At 64.9% G+C, this 20,405-nt stretch carries 17 protein-coding genes; 8 read left to right on the top strand and 9 right to left on the bottom strand.

Annotation, left to right across the window (positions count from 1 at the left end; all coding sequences use genetic code 11):
- Window positions 1-21: 21 nt before the first annotated feature.
- Genes CHB96_RS04805 through CHB96_RS04815 form a run of 3 tightly spaced genes read right to left on the bottom strand, consistent with a single transcriptional unit; the run spans window position 22 to window position 2,372 of the window.
- On the bottom strand, window positions 22-846 hold the full coding sequence (locus tag CHB96_RS04805; RefSeq protein WP_089243564.1) for a hypothetical protein: 825 nt from the start codon (window positions 844-846) through the stop codon (window positions 22-24).
- Between the two features lies 1 nt (window position 847).
- Window positions 848-1,849, bottom strand: a complete 1,002-nt coding sequence (locus CHB96_RS04810) for a hypothetical protein (RefSeq protein ID WP_089243566.1) — start codon at window positions 1,847-1,849, stop codon at window positions 848-850.
- A gap of 7 nt (window positions 1,850-1,856) precedes the next feature.
- Complete coding sequence (locus CHB96_RS04815; protein ID WP_089243568.1) at window positions 1,857-2,372, bottom strand: hypothetical protein; 516 nt, start codon at window positions 2,370-2,372, stop codon at window positions 1,857-1,859.
- A 449-nt stretch (window positions 2,373-2,821) separates the two neighbouring features.
- Between CHB96_RS04815 and CHB96_RS04820 the strand changes: the two genes are divergently transcribed.
- The 4 genes from CHB96_RS04820 to CHB96_RS04835 all read left to right on the top strand — a co-directional run bounded on the left by CHB96_RS04820 (window position 2,822) and on the right by CHB96_RS04835 (window position 8,039).
- Window positions 2,822-4,045: an acyl-CoA dehydrogenase family protein gene (locus tag CHB96_RS04820; protein ID WP_176444132.1), complete on the top strand. Its 1,224-nt coding sequence runs from the start codon at window positions 2,822-2,824 to the stop codon at window positions 4,043-4,045.
- A gap of 84 nt (window positions 4,046-4,129) precedes the next feature.
- Window positions 4,130-5,245, top strand: a complete 1,116-nt coding sequence (gene sfnG / locus CHB96_RS04825; protein ID WP_089243571.1) for a dimethylsulfone monooxygenase SfnG — start codon at window positions 4,130-4,132, stop codon at window positions 5,243-5,245.
- An 80-nt stretch (window positions 5,246-5,325) separates the two neighbouring features.
- Complete coding sequence (locus CHB96_RS04830) at window positions 5,326-6,501, top strand: DUF5336 domain-containing protein (RefSeq protein WP_141136435.1); 1,176 nt, start codon at window positions 5,326-5,328, stop codon at window positions 6,499-6,501.
- A 50-nt stretch (window positions 6,502-6,551) separates the two neighbouring features.
- A complete protein-coding gene (locus CHB96_RS04835) occupies window positions 6,552-8,039 on the top strand; it encodes a cell division protein PerM (RefSeq protein ID WP_245865237.1) in 1,488 nt (495 codons plus the stop codon).
- A 13-nt stretch (window positions 8,040-8,052) separates the two neighbouring features.
- Here CHB96_RS04835 and CHB96_RS04840 read toward each other — a convergent pair whose 3' ends face one another.
- The 4 genes from CHB96_RS04840 to CHB96_RS04855 are packed head-to-tail and all read right to left on the bottom strand — an operon-like array spanning window position 8,053 to window position 12,911.
- Entirely contained in the window at window positions 8,053-8,700 is a 648-nt protein-coding gene (locus tag CHB96_RS04840; RefSeq protein ID WP_089243574.1) for a response regulator, read from the bottom strand.
- A complete protein-coding gene (locus tag CHB96_RS04845) occupies window positions 8,664-9,929 on the bottom strand; it encodes a sensor histidine kinase (protein ID WP_217899921.1) in 1,266 nt (421 codons plus the stop codon). The genes CHB96_RS04840 and CHB96_RS04845 overlap by 37 nt, the downstream gene beginning before the upstream one ends.
- Window positions 9,930-9,945: 16 nt before the next feature.
- A complete protein-coding gene (locus tag CHB96_RS04850) occupies window positions 9,946-12,159 on the bottom strand; it encodes an FtsX-like permease family protein (RefSeq protein WP_089243576.1) in 2,214 nt (737 codons plus the stop codon).
- Window positions 12,156-12,911, bottom strand: coding sequence for an ABC transporter ATP-binding protein (locus CHB96_RS04855; protein ID WP_089243578.1), 756 nt, complete (start codon window positions 12,909-12,911; stop codon window positions 12,156-12,158). The genes CHB96_RS04850 and CHB96_RS04855 overlap by 4 nt, the downstream gene beginning before the upstream one ends.
- A 194-nt stretch (window positions 12,912-13,105) precedes the next feature.
- Here CHB96_RS04855 and purN point away from each other — a divergent pair, with 194 nt between their 5' ends.
- Together purN and purH are read left to right on the top strand one after the other, a co-directional pair.
- Entirely contained in the window at window positions 13,106-13,783 is a 678-nt protein-coding gene (purN, locus tag CHB96_RS04860) for a phosphoribosylglycinamide formyltransferase (RefSeq protein WP_089243580.1), read from the top strand.
- On the top strand, window positions 13,780-15,333 hold the full coding sequence (gene purH, locus CHB96_RS04865; protein WP_089243582.1) for a bifunctional phosphoribosylaminoimidazolecarboxamide formyltransferase/IMP cyclohydrolase: 1,554 nt from the start codon (window positions 13,780-13,782) through the stop codon (window positions 15,331-15,333). The genes purN and purH overlap by 4 nt, the downstream gene beginning before the upstream one ends.
- 76 nt (window positions 15,334-15,409) lie before the next feature.
- Here purH and CHB96_RS04870 read toward each other — a convergent pair whose 3' ends face one another.
- On the bottom strand, window positions 15,410-16,273 hold the full coding sequence (locus tag CHB96_RS04870; protein ID WP_176444133.1) for a PDDEXK-like endonuclease domain-containing protein: 864 nt from the start codon (window positions 16,271-16,273) through the stop codon (window positions 15,410-15,412).
- Window positions 16,274-16,504: 231 nt separating this feature from the next.
- Here CHB96_RS04870 and CHB96_RS04875 point away from each other — a divergent pair, with 231 nt between their 5' ends.
- On the top strand, window positions 16,505-17,890 hold the full coding sequence (locus tag CHB96_RS04875; protein ID WP_089243584.1) for a sigma 54-interacting transcriptional regulator: 1,386 nt from the start codon (window positions 16,505-16,507) through the stop codon (window positions 17,888-17,890).
- The gene (locus CHB96_RS04880; RefSeq protein WP_089243586.1) at window positions 17,890-19,839 is read left to right on the top strand and encodes a vWA domain-containing protein; all 1,950 of its coding nucleotides are present in this window, start codon (window positions 17,890-17,892) and stop codon (window positions 19,837-19,839) included. The genes CHB96_RS04875 and CHB96_RS04880 overlap by 1 nt, the downstream gene beginning before the upstream one ends.
- Here the strand turns inward: CHB96_RS04880 and CHB96_RS04885 are convergent.
- Window positions 19,836-20,396: a DUF1707 SHOCT-like domain-containing protein gene (locus CHB96_RS04885; RefSeq protein WP_089243588.1), complete on the bottom strand. Its 561-nt coding sequence runs from the start codon at window positions 20,394-20,396 to the stop codon at window positions 19,836-19,838. The genes CHB96_RS04880 and CHB96_RS04885 overlap by 4 nt on opposite strands.
- Window positions 20,397-20,405 lie beyond the last annotated feature (9 nt).

Below are 20,405 nucleotides of genomic sequence, written 5' to 3' on the forward strand. Positions count from 1 at the left end.
TGACATTCAAGCGGTCGGAGGTCAGTAGACCGAGTGCGTCAGGGTCGCACGGTAGGTGTCGGCGATGACGTTGGTGGACGGAATGCCGATGGACACCGTCGAGGTCCAGCTCGTGAGGCACAGCGCACCACCACTTTTCGCCAAGACTGGTGTGCTCGTCAACGCGACGCTGGCGGCAGGGGAGGTCCCGGCGACACCGAGAGTGCAGACGGAACTCGGCGCGGAATAGGTCGCCGAGGTCGGTGTGATGACTCGTCCGGTCGTGTTGCCGCGGATGGCGGACAAGCTGACGTTCGACTTCCAGCCTCCTGTGCCTACGCCCAGGACGTTCATGCTCATCGTCCCGGTCCACGTCGTGCCGGGAGTGATCGTCGCCGGACCCGTCATCGCCGATGGGACGACGATATCCAGCAGATCCGCTGCTGCCGCAACAGGAGCCGCGGCTCGAACTGCAGGCGTCGGACTTGGCACGGTCGGAACAGGGGTCGTCGGAGCCGGCAGTGTCGAAACTGGGACTGTCGGGACCTGAGAGGTCGTCGTGGCGGCGGGAACCGCTGTCGTCGGCACTGCGGTCGTCGGTGCTGCTGTGGTCGGCGGTGTTGTCGACGGTACGGCGGTTGTCGGCACCGCGGTCGTCGGAACTGCTGCTGTAGAGGGGCTTTCGGTGGCGACAGGCTCGCACGGTATCGGTGGGTCCGTCGTCTCGATGACGGGCGTCGGAACCGGTGTGGTCGTCGTGACCACGTCGACACAGCCCACTCCCGCCGCCGGCTGGGCGGCGGCGAGAGGGGACAGTGCCGTGGTGAGCATGACCGTCAGGACCACGGCGGTGGCGAAAGACTTCACGTCAGTTTGCCTTTCGTCGCCGAACTGCCAGCACAGCCCCGGCTACGAGTGCGACGACGACCACTGCAACCACGATCCACAGCCAGGACGGGATGCCGTCGGAGGAGGTCGCAGCGGCCGAACCTTGTTCGGGGAACGTCAGATCCACGGTCGTCGACTTGTTCACCAGACCGCTGGCGACCGACACGGCCGCCTGCCACGGGCCCGCGGGTAGTGCCGAGTCCAGTGCGAAGGTGATCTCGCCCGATTGCCCGGGAGCAATGGATCCGCCGGATCCTTGCGTGGGGGCCGTCGAGATTCCGCCAGGCCCATCGGACAGGGTGATCGTGCCGCTGGGGTCGAGCGCTCTACCGCCGGTATTCGAGATGGACGCAACGACGGTCGGTGCACCATCGGCGTTGCGTGCGGCAGTGACTCCGTCGATCTCTAGGTCGGCCGGGGGTCCGTTTCCCGGTCCGACCGACAGGTAGGTCCTGATCCCGACGCGGCTGACGTTCTGAATACCCGTGGCATTCGGCGCGCCTGCTGTTTGGGCCCACACGACGGCGTACTGCTCACCTTCCGGTGCGTCGGCGGGCACGGCGATCGTCACGACGGCCTCGGCGGCGGCATTCGGCGCGAGGCTGACGTCGGTCGGCTCCACTGTCATCCAGGTGGTCAGTTCGTTGGCGGTGCGGTCCTCGGCCACTTCGAAGCCGTCACCCCCGTCGGCGATCGAGGCGGCAGCAGGGTACAGGGAGATCGCCTGCTCCTGATCGCTGCTGTTGCTGACCTCGATACGACGGGTGATCGTCGTTCCTGGTGGCAGGTTGTCGATGATGTACGCCAGTGCCCGTGGGTCGTCCTGCAGCGACACAGGAGCTTCCAGAAGCCGGATCCCGACGCTTCCGACGGGCACTGGGGCAGTTGGTTCTTGTGCGGCTGCCGGAGCCTGGCCGACGATCGCCGAAGCGAACGTCAGCAGAGCCAGGACTCCGGCCGCCAATCCCCGATCGAGTGACATGTGCGGATCAAGCCACCGAATGCGTGATGGTTCCGGTGTACACACCTGCGACGACGTCGTTCGGAAGCGTGACGGTGACGTTGCCCGTCCAAGTTGCGGTGTTCGCGCCGACGACTGCGGTGGCGACCTGAACACTCTTGGTGGTGTCGAGCACGACCGGCAACAACGACGGCGTGACGATCGCGACGCCCGTGACTGCTGGGAGCGAACCTTGGTAGGTCACTGCGGTTGCCGGAATCGAGGCCGGATCGGGCGCGGGCTTGGTGAATGCCGTGCTGACAGCGGATGCCGTCCAGCCGTTGATTCCTCGGCGCTGGTCCGAGACGACGACGGGTGTGATGCCGCCTGTCGCCTGGTTCCCGGTCACGGTGAGGGTCTGGTTTGCGGGCGCGGTGATGTTGAGGGCGCCGCCGGCAACGGTGAAGGTCACGACAGTGTCGGCCGCGTTGGACACTGCCGGTGCAACGACTGCTGCAGCGAGTGCGCCGGCAACTGCGAATGTTGCGAGGAGGGATGTGCGCATTGGACGTCCTTGGTGAAAGGCGGGAGACCCACCGGTATGTGGTTTGCGTCACTTAAATCGGCGCATGTTGTGCAACGTTACGGTGCAAAACGAAGTTTCTCGAGATAAGTCACAAAAATGGTTTGGAGCTCGAAAACACGCACGCGGTAGGTCTGCTGATGCCCGTATTCGCAGGTGAACGGTCTGTATTCGGCTCTTGTTCGTAGTCGACAACCCGGTGGGTGACCGGAACACCCGTCCGCGACCTGGCCGAGCGGGTGGCGGCGTTGGTCGGCAACCCGGGCGCTTGAATGGACCCGGGTAGCTATCTGACCGTATGAATGTGACATTCAAGCGGTCGGGGAACCGTGGACCGTGAAGCCCAACTTCACGGTCCCTGAAGAATCGTCTCAAAATCACGCTGAACGCAACTGTGTTCATTACTCCGCGTAACAGTTTCACTGGCTCGCATGACAACAACCGAGAATCGAGCGTTGACCAAGGATTGGCCGGACACACCGACGTCCCCCGACGGCTGGATATCGCGGGCGGGGGAGGTGGCGCAGCTGCTCGCGGTCGATGCCGTCGCTCGTGACAAGGGCGATGCCCCGCCGGTCGACGAGGTTCAGCTTCTGAAGGATTCGGGCCTCGTGACACTGTTGGGACCCGTCGAACACGGCGGTGGCGGACAGGACTGGCCGACGGCGTACCAGGTGATCCGCCGCGTCGCCGCTGCCGATGGGTCGATCGGCCAGCTGCTCGGCTACCACCTGCTGTGGTTCTGGGCTGCGCGTCTCGTCGGGACCCCCGAGCAGATCGAGGCCGTGGAAGCCGACGCCACGTCGAACAAGTGGTTCTTCGGCGGTGCGGTCAATCCGCGGGACAGTGACGTCGTCGTCACCGACGAGGGTGACACGATCGTCTTCGAGGGTGCCAAGACCTTCTCGACAGGCAGCCGGGTTTCCGACGTCACCGTGCTCGAAGGGGCACTGAGTGGGAGTGACGCGCACGTGTTCGCGATCGTCCCGTCGAACATCGAGGGCCTGACGTTCCACGACGACTGGGACAATATCGGCCAGCGTCGAACGGAAAGTGGCAGTGTCACGATCGACAAGGTTCGCGTCGACTGGTCGAGCGCAGCGGGCTTCGTGGACAAGCAGTTTCAGCCGCGGGTCTACAACACACTCAACGTGCCGACCATCCAATTGGTGTTCGTCAACTTCTACCTCGGTATCGCGAGGGGTGCGCTCGAAGAGGCCGCCGCGTACACCAAGGACAAGACGCGGGCATGGTTGCACAGCACTGTGGACAAGGCCGTCGACGAGCCGTACATCATCGACATCTACGGTGACCTGACATCCAAGCTCTGGGCCGTCGAAGCGCTTGCGGACGCAGTTGCGTTGGAAGCGAACGAGATCCACGAGGACGCCTGGAATGTGACGCCGGAGCAGCGAGGTGACCACGAGGTCCGCGTCGCCGCTGTGAAGGCGCGTGCGTCGGAAGTGGCGCTCGAGATCACGTCGACGGTGTTCGAAGCTCTCGGGGCGCGGGCGACGGCGAGCAAGTTCGGCTTCGATCGCTTCTGGCGCAACGTTCGTACGCACACGTTGCACGATCCCGTCGCCTACAAGCGGCGCGAGGTGGGTCGCTGGGTCCTGACCGGCGAGTTGCCCGAGCCGACCTGGTATTCGTAATTGCGCTGACGCACCCGTGCGTGCGTAGTTGGTGCCGGCACCAACTATGCACGCACGGGTGGCGCAGCCACATCTAGGAGAGACATGAGTACCGAAAAAATCTCAGACGCAATCAAATTCGCATACTGGGTGCCCAACGTCAGTGGCGGTTTGGTGACGAGTGACATCGAGCAGCGCACCAGTTGGGACTACGAGTACAACAAGAAGCTCGCGCAAACGGCCGAGAACAACGGGTTCGAGTACGCGCTCAGTCAGGTGCGTTACGAAGCGAGTTACGGCGCGGAGTACCAACACGAGTCGACGAGTTTCAGTCTCGCCCTTCTGCTCGCAACCGAGCGACTCAAGGTGATTGCCGCCGTTCATCCGGGATTGTGGCAGCCCGGCGTCCTCGCCAAACTCGGTGCGACGGCCGATCACCTGTCGAACGGGAGGTTCGCCGTCAACGTCGTCAGTGGTTGGTTCAAGGACGAATTCACGCATCTCGGCGAACCATGGCTCGAGCACGACGAGCGATACCGGCGTAGCGCCGAATTCCTGCAGGTACTACGGAAGATATGGACCGAGGACGACGTCGACTTCCGTGGTGACTTCTACCGTATCCACGATTTCACGTTGAAGCCGAAGCCGCTGAATTCACCGGGCCGCCCCAATCCCGAACTGTTCCAGGGCGGTAACTCGTCGGCGGCGCAGGAGAATGCGGGGAGATACTCGGACTGGTACTTCAGCAATGGAAAGGATTTCGACGGCGTCACCGAGCAGCTCGACAACATCAGGCGGATCGCTCGTGAAAACGACCGCGAAGTCAAGTTCGGCCTCAACGGATTCATCATCGCCCGTGACACGGAGAAAGAAGCGAAGGACACGCTCCGCGAGATCGTGGACAAGGCGAACAAGCCTGCCGTCGAAGGATTCAGAAGCGCTGTGCAGCAAGCAGGTTCGTCGACGAAGGACGGGAAGGGGATGTGGTCCGACTCGTCGTTCGACGACCTCGTCCAGTACAACGACGGATTCCGAAGTCAACTGATCGGCACACCCGAGCAGATCGCGGAACGCATTGTGGAGTACCGCAAACGCGGCGTCGACCTGATTCTCGGCGGCTTCCTGCACTTCCAGGAGGAGATCGAGTACTTCGGCGCGAACGTTCTCCCGCTCGTACGAGAGTTGGAAGCGTCGACGCCGTCGTTGGTGGATGCAGGCTGATTTCTGCGGCCGTCCACCCTGTCGGGTCCGTAGACTAGTTTGGTCTACGGACCCGATTTTTTCGTTTCGAGGAGTGTGTCATGACTTATTCACCCGAGGGCCCAGGCTCTGGTGGCGCCGGTTCACCCGGATACGGATCGGGTGGATACGGCGGATACGGATCGTCCCCAGGCTCGTCGCCTCAGCAGCACAACCCCGAGTCCCAGTACGGTCAGCCCTACTCGCAGCCTTCCTACGGGCAGGGGCACAGCCCGTACTCGCAGAACCCGTACTCACAACCCGGGCAGCCCGGTCAGCCGAGCCAGCCTGGCCAGCAGAATCAGCCCAGCCACACGCCGCAATCCGGTTCGTACAACCCGGTGCTGGCGTCCGCCAAGCCGTCGCCGCTTCCGCGGATCTTGACGCTCGTGGTCGTGGCCTTCGGCATCGTCAACTTGTTCGCCGGTCTTGCTGGCCAGTACTCGGCGTTCGACATCGCCAACAACTTCTTCCTGCCCGGCAACGGTGATCCGACGTCCATTGCGCTGTTGTTCGCGTCGGGCCTCGTCGCTGCTGTCGGATTGTTGCCGAAGCAGCCGAACACCCTCGGTATCTCGGCGGCGCTGGCGTTCTCCGGGTGGATCGTTCTCGTGTTCCAGGCGTTCAACATCGGTAACAACGGCGGCATCGGAAGTTCGATCGGTCTCGGAGCAGGCGCCCTCACCGTGCTGGTGTTCGGATTCCTGCAGACCGCTGCGGCCGTCGCAGCAACGTTGTTCGCCTCCGAGATTTTGAAAGCGCCTGCACCGAAGCCTGTTTCGTACGGCCAGCAGAATCCGTTCCAGGGATACGGTCAGCAGAACCCCCAGGCACAGAACCCCCAGGCACAGAACCCGCAGGGCCAGAATCCACAGGGGCAGGGCTACGGCTACGGCCAGCCCCAGCAGTCCTACGGTTCGCCGAGCCAGGGTGGTTACGCCCCTCCCACGTATTCCGGTCCGTCCGGCACCCAGAACACCACCGGCAGCCTCGGGTACCCCGTGGGTGAGTCGTCGCAGCCGGGTTCGAGCGGTCTGACCGGTCCGGCTTCGCAGAATTCCCCGTACAGCCAGTACCAGTACGGCCAGCCTCCGGTGGGAGCATCCGGGCAGGGTGCTGCCCAGCATGCGGTTCCTCCCGAGTCGGATCGCGACGACGAGTCGGGCTCCGATCAGCCCCCGTACAGTGCGCCGACTCAGGCCTTCGGGACGACTCCGGACAAGGACGAACAGAAGTAACCGGCGCGCCTGACCGATCGGCTCACGGGTTAGTGCAACGCTCGTAGCCGATGAGCGCTCTACTGAACCACGAGAAGCGGCGAACGACGCGTACGCCCCGCGCGACCGGGCGCACCCCAATCCTGACGCCGGACCAGTCGCGCGTGCTGGCGCGTATCGGTTTCAGGAAGTCAGGTGTGCTGATCGCGGCGCTCGCCGCCCTGGTCCTCGTCACCCTTGTGTCGGTCAACAGCGAGTTGACCGGCACGTTCGGTGCCATCGCCGGCCTGTGGTTCGCGGTTCATCAAGTCCCGATGAGCATTTCGGGCACTGCGCTCGGCGTCCTGCCTCTCCTGCCGACCCTCGTCTTCATGCTGACCGTCGCGCGTGGAGTAGCTGCTGCCGTGGACGAGACGTCGTCCCGTCGGACTGTGTCGATGATCGTCGGTGCTGCTGTTCTCGGGCCCGTGTCGGTGACAGCAGTCGCCCTCGCGGTGGCGGCCGACGCGTCGGGAACCATCGGCCTTTCGAGTCCCAACGCTCTAGTCGCGTTCGTCTGGGTCGCCGCGGTGCACGCGATTGCCGCAGGCGTCGGCGTCGCGATGGGAACGTGGAAGTCCGACGTCGTGCAGGCTCTTCCCGACTGGGTACGCGACACGGTACGTCCGACGATCCGGGCGTCCATGGTGTTGGTGGCGGGTGCCGCCGGGATCGTTCTCGCGTCGCTGCTCGCATCCTGGTCGACGACGGACATGCTGCTCACCGCGGGCAACGGTGTCGTCGGCGCGCTCGGTCTCACGATTCTGTCGATTCTGTATCTTCCGAACGTCGTGCTCGGATCGCTTGCCGTTGCGGTCGGATCCGAGGCGCATGTCGGTGACGTCGCGGTCAGCATCTTCAGCACCACCGGGGGACCGGTTCCGCCGTTGCCGGTACTGGCCGTGCTTCCGGAAGGCAGCGCGCAGACCGTCTGGTTCCTGATGCTGGTGGTTCCGTTGACTGCCGGCGCACTGCTCGGGCGCGATTGTGCGCACCGCACGGTCGACGTCCACTACGCACTGTCGTCGGTGTGGCTCGGCTCGGCCGTCGTCGGCATCGTGACGCTTCTGTTGGGCTACGCAGCGGGCGGCGACCTGGGGACGTTCGGAACGGTCCAGGTCACCGTCTGGTCCCTCGGACTGCTCACGTTCGCGTGGCTCGCCGTTGTCGGCTCGGTCTCGGCAGCGATCACCGCCTGGCGAGGCGGTTCCAAGCAGCTCGACGACGGTACGCCGACCCACGAGCAGACACCTCCCGACGAGCCCGTGGCCGCCCTCGCCGCCCCCGTCGTGCACGAGGAAAGAGCGGTCGACGCCGAGGTGGTCCCGGAGCCCGACGCGCTGCCGTCCCACGACACAGAGACCGAGGAAGTCGTCGAAGCCGAGGTCGTGGACGAACCGGACGTCGTGGATCCGCCCGAGCAGGCACCCGAAGATCCAGCGCACGAAGAGGCCGAGGTCGTGGACGCAGAAACCACCGAAGACATCGAAAAAACAGAGGACGACGGCAACAAGTCGTGACGAGAGAACTGCGTCAGCCGGCGTCGAGGTAGGCCAGCACGGCCAACACACGACGATTCGTGACACTGTCGGCTTCCAACGTCAGCTTGCCGAAGATGTTGCCGATATGTTTGGTGACGGCGCCCTCGCTGACGACGAGACGGCCGGCGATCGCGGTGTTCGAGCACCCCTCTGCCATCAATCCCAGCACCTCGCGTTCGCGTGAGGTCAGCATGTCGATGGGGCGGTCGCGCGAGCGTCGCGCCATCAACTGGGCGATCACGGCCGGGTCCATCGCAGTACCGCCCGCAGCGACGCGTCGAACCGCGTCGATGAACTGATCCGGTTCCAGCACACTGTCTTTCAAGAGATAGCCGACGCCACCGTTGCCGTCGGACAAAAGCTCTCTCGCGTAGAGCTGCTCCACGTGCTGCGACAGCACGAGGATCGGAAACGCAGGCACAGAACGGCGAACAGTCAACCCTGCCTGTAGACCTTCGGTGGAAAATGTCGGTGGCAACCGGACGTCGAGGATCGCGAGATCGGGTCGAGTCTCGAGAATCGTCTCGGCCAGGTTCTCGCTGGTGTCGACTGCAGCGACGACATCGCAATCGTAGGACTGCAGCAGCGCGACCAGACCTTGCCTCAGGAGGAGGTGGTCTTCGGCGACGACGATGCGCACGGCACCTCCAGTTCGATGATCGTCGGTCCACCCGGCGGGCTGTCGAGTGTCATGGTGCCATCGAATGCCGACAGGCGCCGTCTGATGCCTGCGAGTCCGGATCCGGTGTCGAATGATGCTCCGCCGCAACCGTTGTCCTGCAGGCGGACGCGCAGTGTGTCGAACGCGAGTGTCATCGTGATGGTCGCATCGGTGGCGTCGCCGTGTTTCAGAGTGTTCGCGACGAGCTCCGACACGGCGAAATACACGGCGGATTCGAGTGGCCGAGGGAGCCTGCCCTCGATGGTCGCGACGGTGGCGATCGGCAACGGACTGGATAGTGCGAGGGCGCGGACGGCGTCCACCAATCCGCGTTCTGCCAGCACCGGCGGATGGATCCCGCGCACCAGATCACGGAGTTCGGTCAGTGCAGCAGCGGACGACGAGCGCGCGGCGGCCAGCAGCTCGCGTGCGACGTCGGGGTCGTCGTGGAGGGTTCGCTCCGCAGCCCCTAGTGTCATCCCGATGGCGACGAGCCGTGCCTGGGCGCCGTCGTGCAGGTCGCGTTCGATACGTCGCAATTCGGCAGCGCCGGAATCGATGACGTCGTCTCTGGTTCTGGACAGGTGACGCGCTCGAGCGGCGAGAGCTGCGGCCTTGGTGGGACCGAGCAACGAACGCGTGAACAGAGCGTGCGCACGAACCATGGCTGGGGCGAAGTACGTCCACACGACGAAGAACAGCACGGCAGTCATTGCAGCAAGCCCGGCATCGAGATGGCTTTCGATGTGGATCGGCCCGTACCAGCGACCGTATCCTGCGTCGTGAATCGGTTGCCACAGACCAGCGGCAAGAACGATTCCCTCACCGACGTAATAGAGCAGGGCGGCGGGAAGGAACATGAGCAGACCGACCGGAACGCCGAGCACCAACCACGCGAGGTCGCGCCATGTGGCAGGGTCCGTCAGAATCCAGCGCACCCGACCACGAGAGGTGTCCGGCGGTGGGCGATACGGATCGTCGACGGGAACACCCGAGTGCGTCGCCAGCCGGCGCCCGATCGCACACACCCACCGCACCACGATCATCGACTCGGGGAGCAGGACGAGGCCGACACCGGCCAGGCAGAGAATCAGAACGACGGCGGCCAACAGGGCTGCGAACAGACCGATCTGGGAGAGCACGGCGAGCGCGACACCCACCAGCATCGCGCGTCCGGCGCGCCGAATTCGGTGGCCCATTCCGGTCATCGTGCCAGAGTGGGCGTCATTCGGGGCGCCTGACGGACTCGACCGCGGGTCGTGCCATACCTCGCCATGCAGGCACTGCAGTCGCGACGATCGTCAGGACGGCCGCCAGCGCCACGACACCGATGTAGATCATCGGCGATCCGGACGGCACCACGGACCCGCTCTTGACCAGGCTGTATGGAATCGTGGTCGCGGATGCCGCCACCGTCCCGAGAACCACCGCGGTAGTGACGACGAATCCGCTTTCGACAGTGAGCATTTCGAGTACCTGGCGACGAGTGGATCCGGTCAGTCGCTGAAGTCCGAACTCCCGGGACCGTTTTCGAGTCGCGGCGACGAGGGTGCCGACTACCGTGATCGCCGCGTAGCCGATGATCATCCCCACGATGGTGTAGTTGGCCGAGACCAGGATCTGCTGGACGCGGGTGTTGTCGCCGATCAGCGATGCCCGGTCGGACACAGTTGCCCCGGGCGCCAGCGCGGAGATGTCCGCACGCAGAGTCTGCTGGTCGACCCCTGGTTCTGCGCGGACGAGAATCTGCTGAGCCAGTCCTGGTGTCGTGTGCGCTGCGAGCACGTCGGCGGGCAGCAGAAGGCTCGGGTCGTTCGGATCGTCGGCGTGAATCGCGACGACGGTGGTGCTCAGCGGCGAACCGTCGCCCAGGTGGAGACCGAGGGTGTCGCCGACCTGGACTCCGAAGTCTTCCGACTGGCTCTCCGAGATCGCGACGCTGTCACCCGTGAGGTTCTCGACGGAACCGGCTGTCGAGTCGAATCGGATCGTGTCCTTCGCGCCCGCAGCCGTCACACCACGGAACCCGAAGTCCGAGCCACCGCCTGGGCCGTCGACGAAGCCGTCGGACGTCACCAATTCCGACGCCCCGGCAACTCCGGGGAGCGTCGCGATCTCGTCGACGACGCCTGGTGCGAACCCACCGCTCGTGACGACGAGATCGGCGAGGAGAGTGGAGGCGAAGGCCTCCGTCTTGACTGCGTTCTCGGTGCTCTGCATGTAGAGCGTGCCGACGGCGATACCCATGAGCAACACGATCGGTGCGACGGCTCCGGCCATTCGGATGCTGCGTATGCGAGCGTTGTGGACCGCGAGAAATCCGGCGGGCCCCGCGAGGATGCGCACGGGCCATCCGACGACCACCACGATGGCCTTCATGAATCCCGGTGCGAGCAAGGCGAGTCCGATGCCGACGAGAACCGACGCCGGGCCTGCGGTGCTCGCAAGGATGGGGCCGTTGTCCATGACGGCGACCGTGACGACGGACATCGAGATTCCCGACGCCAGGAACAGCACGGCGAGTACGAGCCGTGGACGAGTGAGCCACCGCGTCGGCTCGGTGGCTTCGGACAAAGCGGCGAGCGGCTTCGTGTTGGCGGCGCGGCGTCCTGCGACGAGCGTCGCTGCGATCGCCGCAGCCATCGCGGTGACGATACCGACGATCACCGGGATCAGTCCCTGGTGAAATATCAAGGCAGAGGACACGATTCCGCTGGCGGCGAGTTGGCCGAACAGGAAACGGCCGAGGAAGAAGCCAGGGGTCACCGCGAGTGCCGTCGCGACGATGCACAGCAGTACTGTCTCGCCGAGAATCATGCGGCGCACCTGACGCGGGGTGCTGCCGATGGCTCGCAGCAAAGCCATCTCACGTTGGCGTTGTCCCAGCGACAGGCTCAGCATCGAGGCGACGCCGAACACCACGATCATCACGGCCCAGCTGCCGAAGATGCCGGCGAGGATGGTCAACGTCCGCTGGCTCGCAAGTGCGTCGGGGAACTCGGCGAGCCCTCGGTTCTCACCGGTGAGAACTGTTGCGCTGCTTCCCAATGCCGTGCTTATCGCGGATGCTACGGCGGCGGTGTCGGCGCCGGGCTCGGTGAGCACACCGACGGAGTCGATGCGCCGGTCGACGAGGACGGCGGGAGGCAAAGACCGGGACGGAATCGCGTCGGCAACACCGGGCACCGCGGAAACCTGGTCGACGATCGACGTGTCCATGCGGACCCGTTCGGTGAGGGCGACTCCGGCGTGAGTCTGTACGCCGGTGACGACGATGGGCGCGTACGCGAATCGGTCCGACGCAACCGCGGCACGAACCCCGGTTTCCATCAACCCGCCGCAGGCCATGACGATTGCGGCGCCGAGGAACAAGGCGAGGAACGTCGCGACGAACGAGGTGATGCGGTATCTCAGCGAAGCGAGTACGAGCCGGATCATCGGAGCCCTCCTGCTGCGACAGCCACGTCGGTGTCCAGGTGCGTCATCCTGTCGGCGACGGCACGGGCCGTCGGACGGTACATCTCGCCCACGAGCCGGCCGTCGGCGAGAAACACGACGCGATCGGCGTACGAGGCAGCGACCGGGTCGTGGGTGACCATGACGATGGTCTGTCCGTTCGAGTGGACCGATTCGCGCAGGAGTGCCAAGACGTCTGCAGCAGTGCGTGTGTCCAATGCGCCGGTCGGTTCGTCGGCGAACACGACGGACGGCTCGGTGGCGAGAGCGCGGGCGATGGCAACGCGTTGCTGTTGACCGCCCGACAGCTCGTCGGGCAAGTGATCGACGCGGGAATCGAGTCCGACTGCGTTGACTACCTTCATCATTCGCGTTCGGTCGATCGTGCGACGCGCGAGCCGCAGGGGCAGTTCGATATTCTGCGCGACGGTCAGCGTCGGCAGAAGGTTGAAGGATTGGAACACGAATCCGATGGTGTCTCGGCGGAGTTCGGTGAGTGCCACGTCGTCGAGACCGGCGAGGTCGTGTCCACCGACGGTGACATGGCCCGAGTCCGGTGTGTCCAACCCTGCGGCGCAGTGCATCAGCGTGCTCTTGCCGGATCCGGACGGACCCATCACGGCCGTGAAGGTTCTGTGCGGAAATCCGACGGTGATACCTCGCAGCGCGGCAACCTCGTTGTCGCCGGAACCGTAGGACTTGGTCACTCCGTCCACATGTACTGCAAGATCCATCGCATGCTCCTCGAAGTCGTGGCTGGGCCGATGAGTCGACGCTATGGGCGACGACGGCGTGGACACAGGGAGCCAGAGGGCGGATTCGGGGTGGAGTTTTCTCCACCCGACGCCGCGGCACGCGGACGTGTCGGCGGCCACTCGAGAGTGGACCTGCTTGCCGGGGGTCGGAGCAGTAGCGACTACTCTCCTGGTTGACCCCGGCACACCAGACGAGCTGGGCGTCCCCCGACGATTTCAGGAGAACTGCGCTGACTGCCTCGCATGAGCACCCGGCACGAGTCGTCGTCCTCGCTTCGGGGACGGGCTCGCTGCTGCAGGCACTCATCGGTGCAGCGCACGACGACTACCCGGCTCGCATCGTCGCGGTCGGTGTCGATCGCGATTGTGACGCCGCCCGCCATGCGCACACTGCAGGCATCGACCATTTCCGCGTCGGCTTGCGCGATTACTCGGACCGGGTGGAGTGGGATGCCGCGCTGACGGACACCGTCGCGAAGTACGAGCCGGATCTCGTCGTCACCGCCGGCTTCATGAAAATCCTCGGACCGACGTTTCTGGGCGCGTACGCGGGCCGCATCGTCAACACGCACCCCGCGTTGCTGCCGTCGTTCCCCGGTGCGCACGCGGTCCGGGATGCGCTCGAGCACGGCGTCAAACTGACCGGGTCGACGGTTCACCTGGTCGACGCCGGCGTCGATACCGGGCCGATTCTGGCTCAGGAAGCTGTACCCGTGCAGAGCGACGACGACGAGGCGTCGCTGCACGAGCGAATCAAAACTGTGGAACGCAGGCTGTTGGTCGACGTGATCGCAGCCGTAGCTGCCCGAGGTGTTGTCTCCGATGGACGAAAGGCTCAGATAAGGCGATGAGTGAACGTAAGGCAGTGCGGCGTGCATTGGTCAGTGTCTACGACAAGACTGGACTGATCGAGCTCGCCACCGGCTTGCACGAGGCAGGCGTCGCTCTCGTCTCCACGGGATCGACGGCATCCAAGATCGCCGACGCGGGCATCCCCGTCACCAAGGTCGAGGATCTCACCGGATTCCCGGAGACCTTGGACGGACGCGTCAAGACGCTGCACCCGCGCGTGCACGCCGGCGTGCTGGCGGACACCCGACGCCCCGAGCACCTGCAGCAGCTCGAGGAGCTGGGCGTCGAGGCGTTCGAGCTCGTCGTCGTCAACCTGTACCCGTTCACCGAGACCGTTGCCAGTGGCGCGACGCCGGACGAGTGCGTCGAGCAGATCGACATCGGCGGGCCGTCCATGGTGCGTGCCGCGGCGAAGAACCATCCGTCGGTCGCTGTCGTCGTGGATCCTTCGCGCTACTCCGATGTTCTGAGTGCTGTCGCCGGTGGCGGCTTCACCCTCGCCGAGCGCACTTCGCTTGCAGCGCAGGCATTTCAGCACACTGCGGCATACGACGTCGCCGTTGCGTCGTGGATGAGCAGCGTTCTCGTGTCCGACGCCGATTCGCAGTTCCCAGAGTGGGTCGGCGGAACCTGGGACAGGTCGGCGGTTCTGCGTTACGGCGAGAACCCGCATCAGGCTGCAGCGTTGTACATCGCTCCGGGCGGTGCAGGCATCGCGCAGGCCGAGCAGCTGCACGGTAAAGAGATGTCGTACAACAACTTTACCGACGCCGACGCCGCATGGCGTGCAGCGTTCGACCACGACGCTCCGACCGTCGCAATCATCAAGCACGCCAACCCCTGTGGCATCGCCGTCGGGGCGGACATCGCCGAGGCGCACCGCAAGGCGCACGCGTGCGACCCGGTCAGCGCATACGGCGGTGTCATCGCGGCCAACCGTGAGATCACCGTCGAGATGGCCGAACAGGTCGCCGAGATCTTCACCGAGGTCGTCGTCGCACCGTCGTACGCCGACGGCGCACTCGGAGTTCTGCAGCGCAAGAAGAACGTTCGCGTTCTGCTGGCGACGCCGCCGTCCGCCACGGGCATCGAGCTCAAGCCGATCTCCGGTGGCACGTTGCTGCAGCAGCGCGACGCGATCGACGCCGAGGGCGACAACCCGGCCAACTGGACTCTCGCAGCCGGTGAGCCCGCAGACGCCGAGACGCTGAAGGATCTCGAATTCGCTTGGCGTGCAGGACGAGCCGTCAAGTCGAACGCGATTCTGCTCGCCAAGGACGGCGCGTCCGTCGGCGTCGGCATGGGTCAGGTCAACCGTGTCGACGCAGCGCACCTCGCTGTTCAGCGCGCGGGTGACCGGGTCGAGGGATCGGTCGCGTCGTCCGATGCGTTCTTCCCGTTCCCCGACGGCCTTCAGGTCCTGCTCAACGCGGGCGTCAAGGCCGTCGTGCAGCCCGGCGGATCCGTCCGCGACAACGAGGTCATCGCCGCGGCCCAGGACGCAGGCGTGACTCTGTACCTCACGGGTTCGCGCCACTTCGCGCACTAGCCCCCCCCCCGCCGAGATCGAAGTTATGCACGTATTTCTCGGAATTTCGGAACGTAACTTCGATCTCGGCGGCTAGTCAGATGCGCGCGCCAGCGGCTAGCAGTGCCCCGCGAATGCGGGACATGACCCCCATGGGGTCTCTCCGCAGTTGGAGGGCGCTGACGCGGATGACAATCCATCCGAGTTGCTCCAATCGATATGTGCGTTCGATATCCCAGGCACGTTGTGCCGGGTTCGACCAATGGTGCTCACCGTCGTACTCGATTGCAATCTTCCATCTCTCCCAACCGAGGTCGATCCGCGCGAATACTCGACCATCCGAGCCGCGAACCTCGATTTGAGTCGTCGGCCTAGGTAGACCACTGTCGAGTACCAGCAGCCTCAACCGCGATTCCTGCGGTGACTCGGCGCCGCCGTCCGCAATCTCGAGAACTTGCCGTAACTGGACGATGCCGCGGCTTCCTCGGTGGCTTTCCGCGAGTACGGACACAGCGGCCGGGCTCAATCCCGTTGCGTTGCACAGTGCGTCGACCATCTCGAGTGCGCGAGCAAACTTCCCCCGACGGCCGAGGTCGAACGCGGTACGTGCAGGCGTGGTGACCCGAATACCGTCGACCACTTGTAGTTCGTTGGCAGCCAGGATGTCCGCTCGGATGCGTATGGCGCTGTACGGTTGACGATGCTCGTGCCAGATCAGTTCGGCGGTGTGGTCGGCATCGATCCAGCGAGAACCGTGAATTGCCGCGGCGCTCGGACCTGCGACGACAGCGTGCCCGCGCGAGAACATCCACGCCGCCCGAGCCCGTGTGAGGGCGTCGAGCGTGCACTCCCGCGGCAGATAGACATCCCGATAGATTCGTGTGTGGTCTCGACGTAGTTCGGACCGGGTCAAGATTCCGTCCTTCACCGCATCGGATCCGACGAATGGCGAATTGTCCATGCGGATACGATCACAAAGAAGAACTCGGCCTGACCGGTCGAAGTGCAATCTGTGGATAAGAAAATTAGTTATCCCCAATTGCATCCGACCGAGCAGATCCGTGCGAGTGTGTGCTAGCCCTCTCGCCGAGATCGAAGTTAAGACCCCAAAACGTCGAAATTCGTGACATAACCTCGATCTCGGCGGAAGCGATGGGGTGCACAAACTTGCGAACACTCGTAGCGTGGTGAAGTGACCTCTACCAAACCTGGCATCACCACCGTCGGCGAGTTGCGCGCGTCCGGACACGTGCAGCGTTCGGTCAAGGAAGAACTCCGGGAAAATCTGCTCGACGCCCTCCGTGAGGGCAAGGATGCGTGGCCGGGGATCCTCGGTTTCGACAAGACGGTGCTGCCGCAGTTCGAACGAGCCATTCTCGCTGGTCACGACGTCGTACTGCTCGGTGAACGTGGGCAGGGCAAGACTCGACTCCTCAGAACACTCAACCTGCTTCTCGACGAGTGGGCCCCGGTCATCGCGGGCTCCGAGCTCGGCGAGCATCCGTACGAACCCATCACTCCGGCCAGCATTCGGAAGGCAAACGAACTGGGCGACAGTCTCCCCATCGAGTGGCGTCACCGCAGCGAGCGGTACTCCGAGAAGCTCGCGACGCCGGACACGTCGGTGGCCGATCTGGTCGGCGACGTCGACCCCGTCAAGGTGGCGGAGGGTCGCAGCCTCGGCGATCCCGAGACCATCCACTTCGGGCTGGTTCCTCGTAGCCACCGGGGCATCGTCGCGATCAACGAGCTCCCCGACCTGGCCGAACGCATCCAGGTGTCGCTGCTCAACGTCATGGAAGAACGCGACATCCAGGTCCGTGGGTACACGTTGCGTCTGCCGCTGGACGTCGTTCTCGTCGCCAGCGCCAACCCCGAGGACTACACCAACCGCGGACGCATCATCACGCCGCTGAAGGATCGCTTCGGCGCGGAGATCCGCACCCACTACCCGCACGAGCTCGACGACGAGGTCTCCGTCATCGAGCAGGAGGCAACGCTGCCTGCGACGGTTCCGTCGTACCTCGTCGAGGTTCTGGCTCGGTTCACGCGCTTGCTGCGTGAGTCGCCGTCGGTCGATCAACGCTCGGGCGTCTCGGCTCGTTTCGCCATCGCCGCAGCCGAGACCGTCGCCGCCGCTGCAGTTCACCGCGCTGCCGTTCTCGGTGAGGGAGATGCGGTCGCCCGCCCGGTCGACCTCGGAACGGTCATCGAGGTGCTGCGCGGCAAGGTCGAGTTCGAATCCGGCGAGGAAGGCCGTGAGGTGGAAGTTCTCGAGCACCTTCTACGACGCGCGACCGCCGACACCGTTCGCGATCGCCTCGGCGGAATCAATCTGGCGCCCCTGGTCACCGCGATCGAGGAAGGCGAACCGGTCGTCACCGGCGATCGGATCACCGCGAAGGCACTGCTCGGTGAGCTGCCGGACCTCGAGGTGCTCGACGAGATCGCGACCCGCCTCGACGCGTCGTCGGACGGGGAGCGTGCTGCTGCAACGGAATTGGCGCTCGAAGGGCTGTACCTGGCGCGTCGGATCGCGAAGGACCCGGACGACGACGGACAGACGGTGTACAGCTGATGCCGGCCAGCAGATACGGGCGATATCACGGGGGACCTGATCCGCTGGCCCCTCCGGTCGACCTCAGAGAAGCGCTCGACGCGATCGGCAACGACGTCCTCGAGGGTGCATCGCCGCGTCGAGCGATGCAGGAAATGCTCAGGCGCGGCACCGACAGCATGCGGGGTCTCGACGACCTCGCGTCCGAAGCCAACCGCCGCCGACGAGATCTGTTGCGCAAGAACAATCTCGACGGGACATTGCAGGAAGTTCGGGAGCTGCTCGACAAGGCGGTGCTCGAAGAACGCAAGACGCTCGCCCGAGCACTCGACGACGACGCCCGCTTCCAGGAGATGCAGATCGGTGACCTGTCGCCGTCGACTGCACAGGCCGTCCAGGAACTCGCCGACTACGACTGGCGCTCGTCGGAAGCACGAGAGAACTACGAGAAGATCAAGGATCTGCTCGGACGCGAGATGCTGGACCAGCGGTTCGCGGGCATGAAGAAGGCGCTGGAGGGTGCGACCGACGAGGATCGCCAGGCCATCAGCGAGATGCTGAAAGACCTGAACGAGTTGCTGGACAAGCACAATCGGGGTGAGGACACCGACCAGCAGTTCGACGACTTCATGCGCAAGCACGGTCAGCACTTCCCCGAGAACCCGAAGAACATCGACGAACTGCTCGACGCGTTGGCTCAGCGTGCCGCAGCCGCCCAACGGCTGCGGAATTCACTCAGCCCGGAGCAGCGCGCCGAGTTGGATGCGTTGGCGCAGCAGGCTTTCGGGGATTCGGAACTGCTGAGTCAGCTCGACCAGCTCGACCAGAACCTGCAGCAGGCCAGGCCGGGAGAGGACTGGGACGGGTCGCAGAACTTCCGCGGAGAGAACGGCATGGGGCTCGGCGACGGCACCGGCGCACTACAGGACATCGCCGAGCTCGAAGATCTGGGAAATCAACTGTCGCAGCAGTACAACGGTGCCGCGCTCGACGACATCGACGCCGAGGCGTTGCTGCGTCAGCTCGGCCCCGAGGCTGCTGCCGATGCGAAGACGCTGTCGGACCTCGAAAAAGCCCTGCAGCAGCAGGGTTTCATGGACAAGGGCGCCGACGGGCAATGGCGTCTGTCGCCGAAAGCGATGCGTCAGCTCGGGCAGTCGGCGCTCAGGGACGTCGCTGGCAAGATCTCCCGACGCGGCGGCGAGCGAGACACGCGCAAGGCAGGCGCGATGGGGGAGCCCACCGGTGCGTCACGTGCGTGGGAGTTCGGTGACACCGAGCCGTGGGACGTCACACGTACGGTCAACAACGCGGTGCTCAGGACGGCCGCCGAGGGCTCGACGTTCCCTGTTCAGCTGCAGGTCACCGACGTCGAGATCAGTGAGACCGAGACGCGGACGCAGGCAGCCGTCGCACTGCTGGTGGACACGTCGTTCTCGATGGTCATGGACGGTCGCTGGGTTCCGATGAAGCGGACCGCGCTCGCACTGAATCATCTTGTCAGCACGCGCTTTCGGGGCGACGATCTGCAGTTGATCGGATTCGGTCGGCACGCGCAGAAGTTGACCGCATCGGAGTTGGCGGGCCTCGACGGCGCCTACGACCAGGGCACCAACCTGCATCATGCGCTGCTGCTCGCGGGCAGGCATCTGCGCAGGCACCCGAACGCACAGCCCGTCGTGCTGATCGTGACCGACGGCGAGCCGACGGCCCATCTGGAACCGGACGGGCATGCGTTCTTCGACTACCCGCCGCATCCGCGGACACTCGGGCTGACGGTGCGAGAACTCGACACCATCGCCAAGCTCGGTGCGCAGGTGACGATCTTCCGGCTCGGTGACGATCCGGGGCTGGCGCGCGTCGTCGACAGGATGGCCGAGCGCGTCGGCGGACGCGTCATCGCGCCCGATCTCGACGGACTCGGCGCCGCGGTGGTCAGCGACTATCTGAAGCGACGCAAGAAGGCCTAGTCCTTCACCTTGATGCCGACGCCGCCCCAGAACGCGAACCCCGTGACGATCAGGTGGGGTGCGTTGGGGGCGGCGGTCTGGCTGAGGTGATCGAATCCGCCCATGATTCCGGCGCCGCGGACTTCGACACCGATGGTCGACGGCACGGTGATGTCGATGCCGCCCATGATGGCGACACAATTCAGGGTCACTTCGTGGGCCGAGAATCGGGCCTGTCTGAAGTCGAACTCGCCGCCGCCCCAGAAGGCGATGGCGTCGACGCGTCGTGCAACGGTCCATTCGCCCTTGCGGGTGAAGCCGCTCATGATCGCGACGGCTCGCTCGTGATCGGGGCCGCCGACGGATTCCGCGAGCGGCTGGAGAGCGAGATCGCCGGTCAGCACATCCAATTCGCCGTACGTCTTGGCCTTGTACGCGGCGGCGGTACGGGTGTCGTATTCGGCGAGAGTCAGCTGGCCGTCGGCGAGAGCGTCGCTCAGGAGTTTCGCGACGAGTGCTCGATCGGCGTCTGCCGCACGAACGTCGGCGCGGTGTCTGTCCGGTAGCTCATCGGTCACGATGAGCAG

The organism is Rhodococcoides kyotonense, assembly GCF_900188125.1.
Taxonomy (GTDB): Bacteria; Actinomycetota; Actinomycetes; order Mycobacteriales; family Mycobacteriaceae; genus Rhodococcoides; species Rhodococcoides kyotonense.

Excerpts from the sequence above, each read along its gene's own strand:
- CHB96_RS04810 (WP_089243566.1), bottom strand. The coding sequence starts at position 1,849 with ATGTCACTCGATCGGGGATTGGCGGCCGGAGTCCTGGCTCTGCTGACG.
- CHB96_RS04815 (WP_089243568.1), bottom strand. The coding sequence starts at position 2,372 with ATGCGCACATCCCTCCTCGCAACATTCGCAGTTGCCGGCGCACTCGCT.
- CHB96_RS04820 (WP_176444132.1), top strand. The coding sequence starts at position 2,822 with ATGACAACAACCGAGAATCGAGCGTTGACCAAGGATTGGCCGGACACA.
- sfnG (WP_089243571.1), top strand. The coding sequence starts at position 4,130 with ATGAGTACCGAAAAAATCTCAGACGCAATCAAATTCGCATACTGGGTG.
- CHB96_RS04830 (WP_141136435.1), top strand. The coding sequence starts at position 5,326 with ATGACTTATTCACCCGAGGGCCCAGGCTCTGGTGGCGCCGGTTCACCC.
- CHB96_RS04835 (WP_245865237.1), top strand. The coding sequence starts at position 6,552 with ATGAGCGCTCTACTGAACCACGAGAAGCGGCGAACGACGCGTACGCCC.
- CHB96_RS04845 (WP_217899921.1), bottom strand. The coding sequence starts at position 9,929 with ATGACCGGAATGGGCCACCGAATTCGGCGCGCCGGACGCGCGATGCTG.
- CHB96_RS04850 (WP_089243576.1), bottom strand. The coding sequence starts at position 12,159 with ATGATCCGGCTCGTACTCGCTTCGCTGAGATACCGCATCACCTCGTTC.
- CHB96_RS04855 (WP_089243578.1), bottom strand. The coding sequence starts at position 12,911 with ATGGATCTTGCAGTACATGTGGACGGAGTGACCAAGTCCTACGGTTCC.
- purH (WP_089243582.1), top strand. The coding sequence starts at position 13,780 with ATGAGTGAACGTAAGGCAGTGCGGCGTGCATTGGTCAGTGTCTACGAC.
- CHB96_RS04870 (WP_176444133.1), bottom strand. The coding sequence starts at position 16,273 with ATGGACAATTCGCCATTCGTCGGATCCGATGCGGTGAAGGACGGAATC.
- CHB96_RS04880 (WP_089243586.1), top strand. The coding sequence starts at position 17,890 with ATGCCGGCCAGCAGATACGGGCGATATCACGGGGGACCTGATCCGCTG.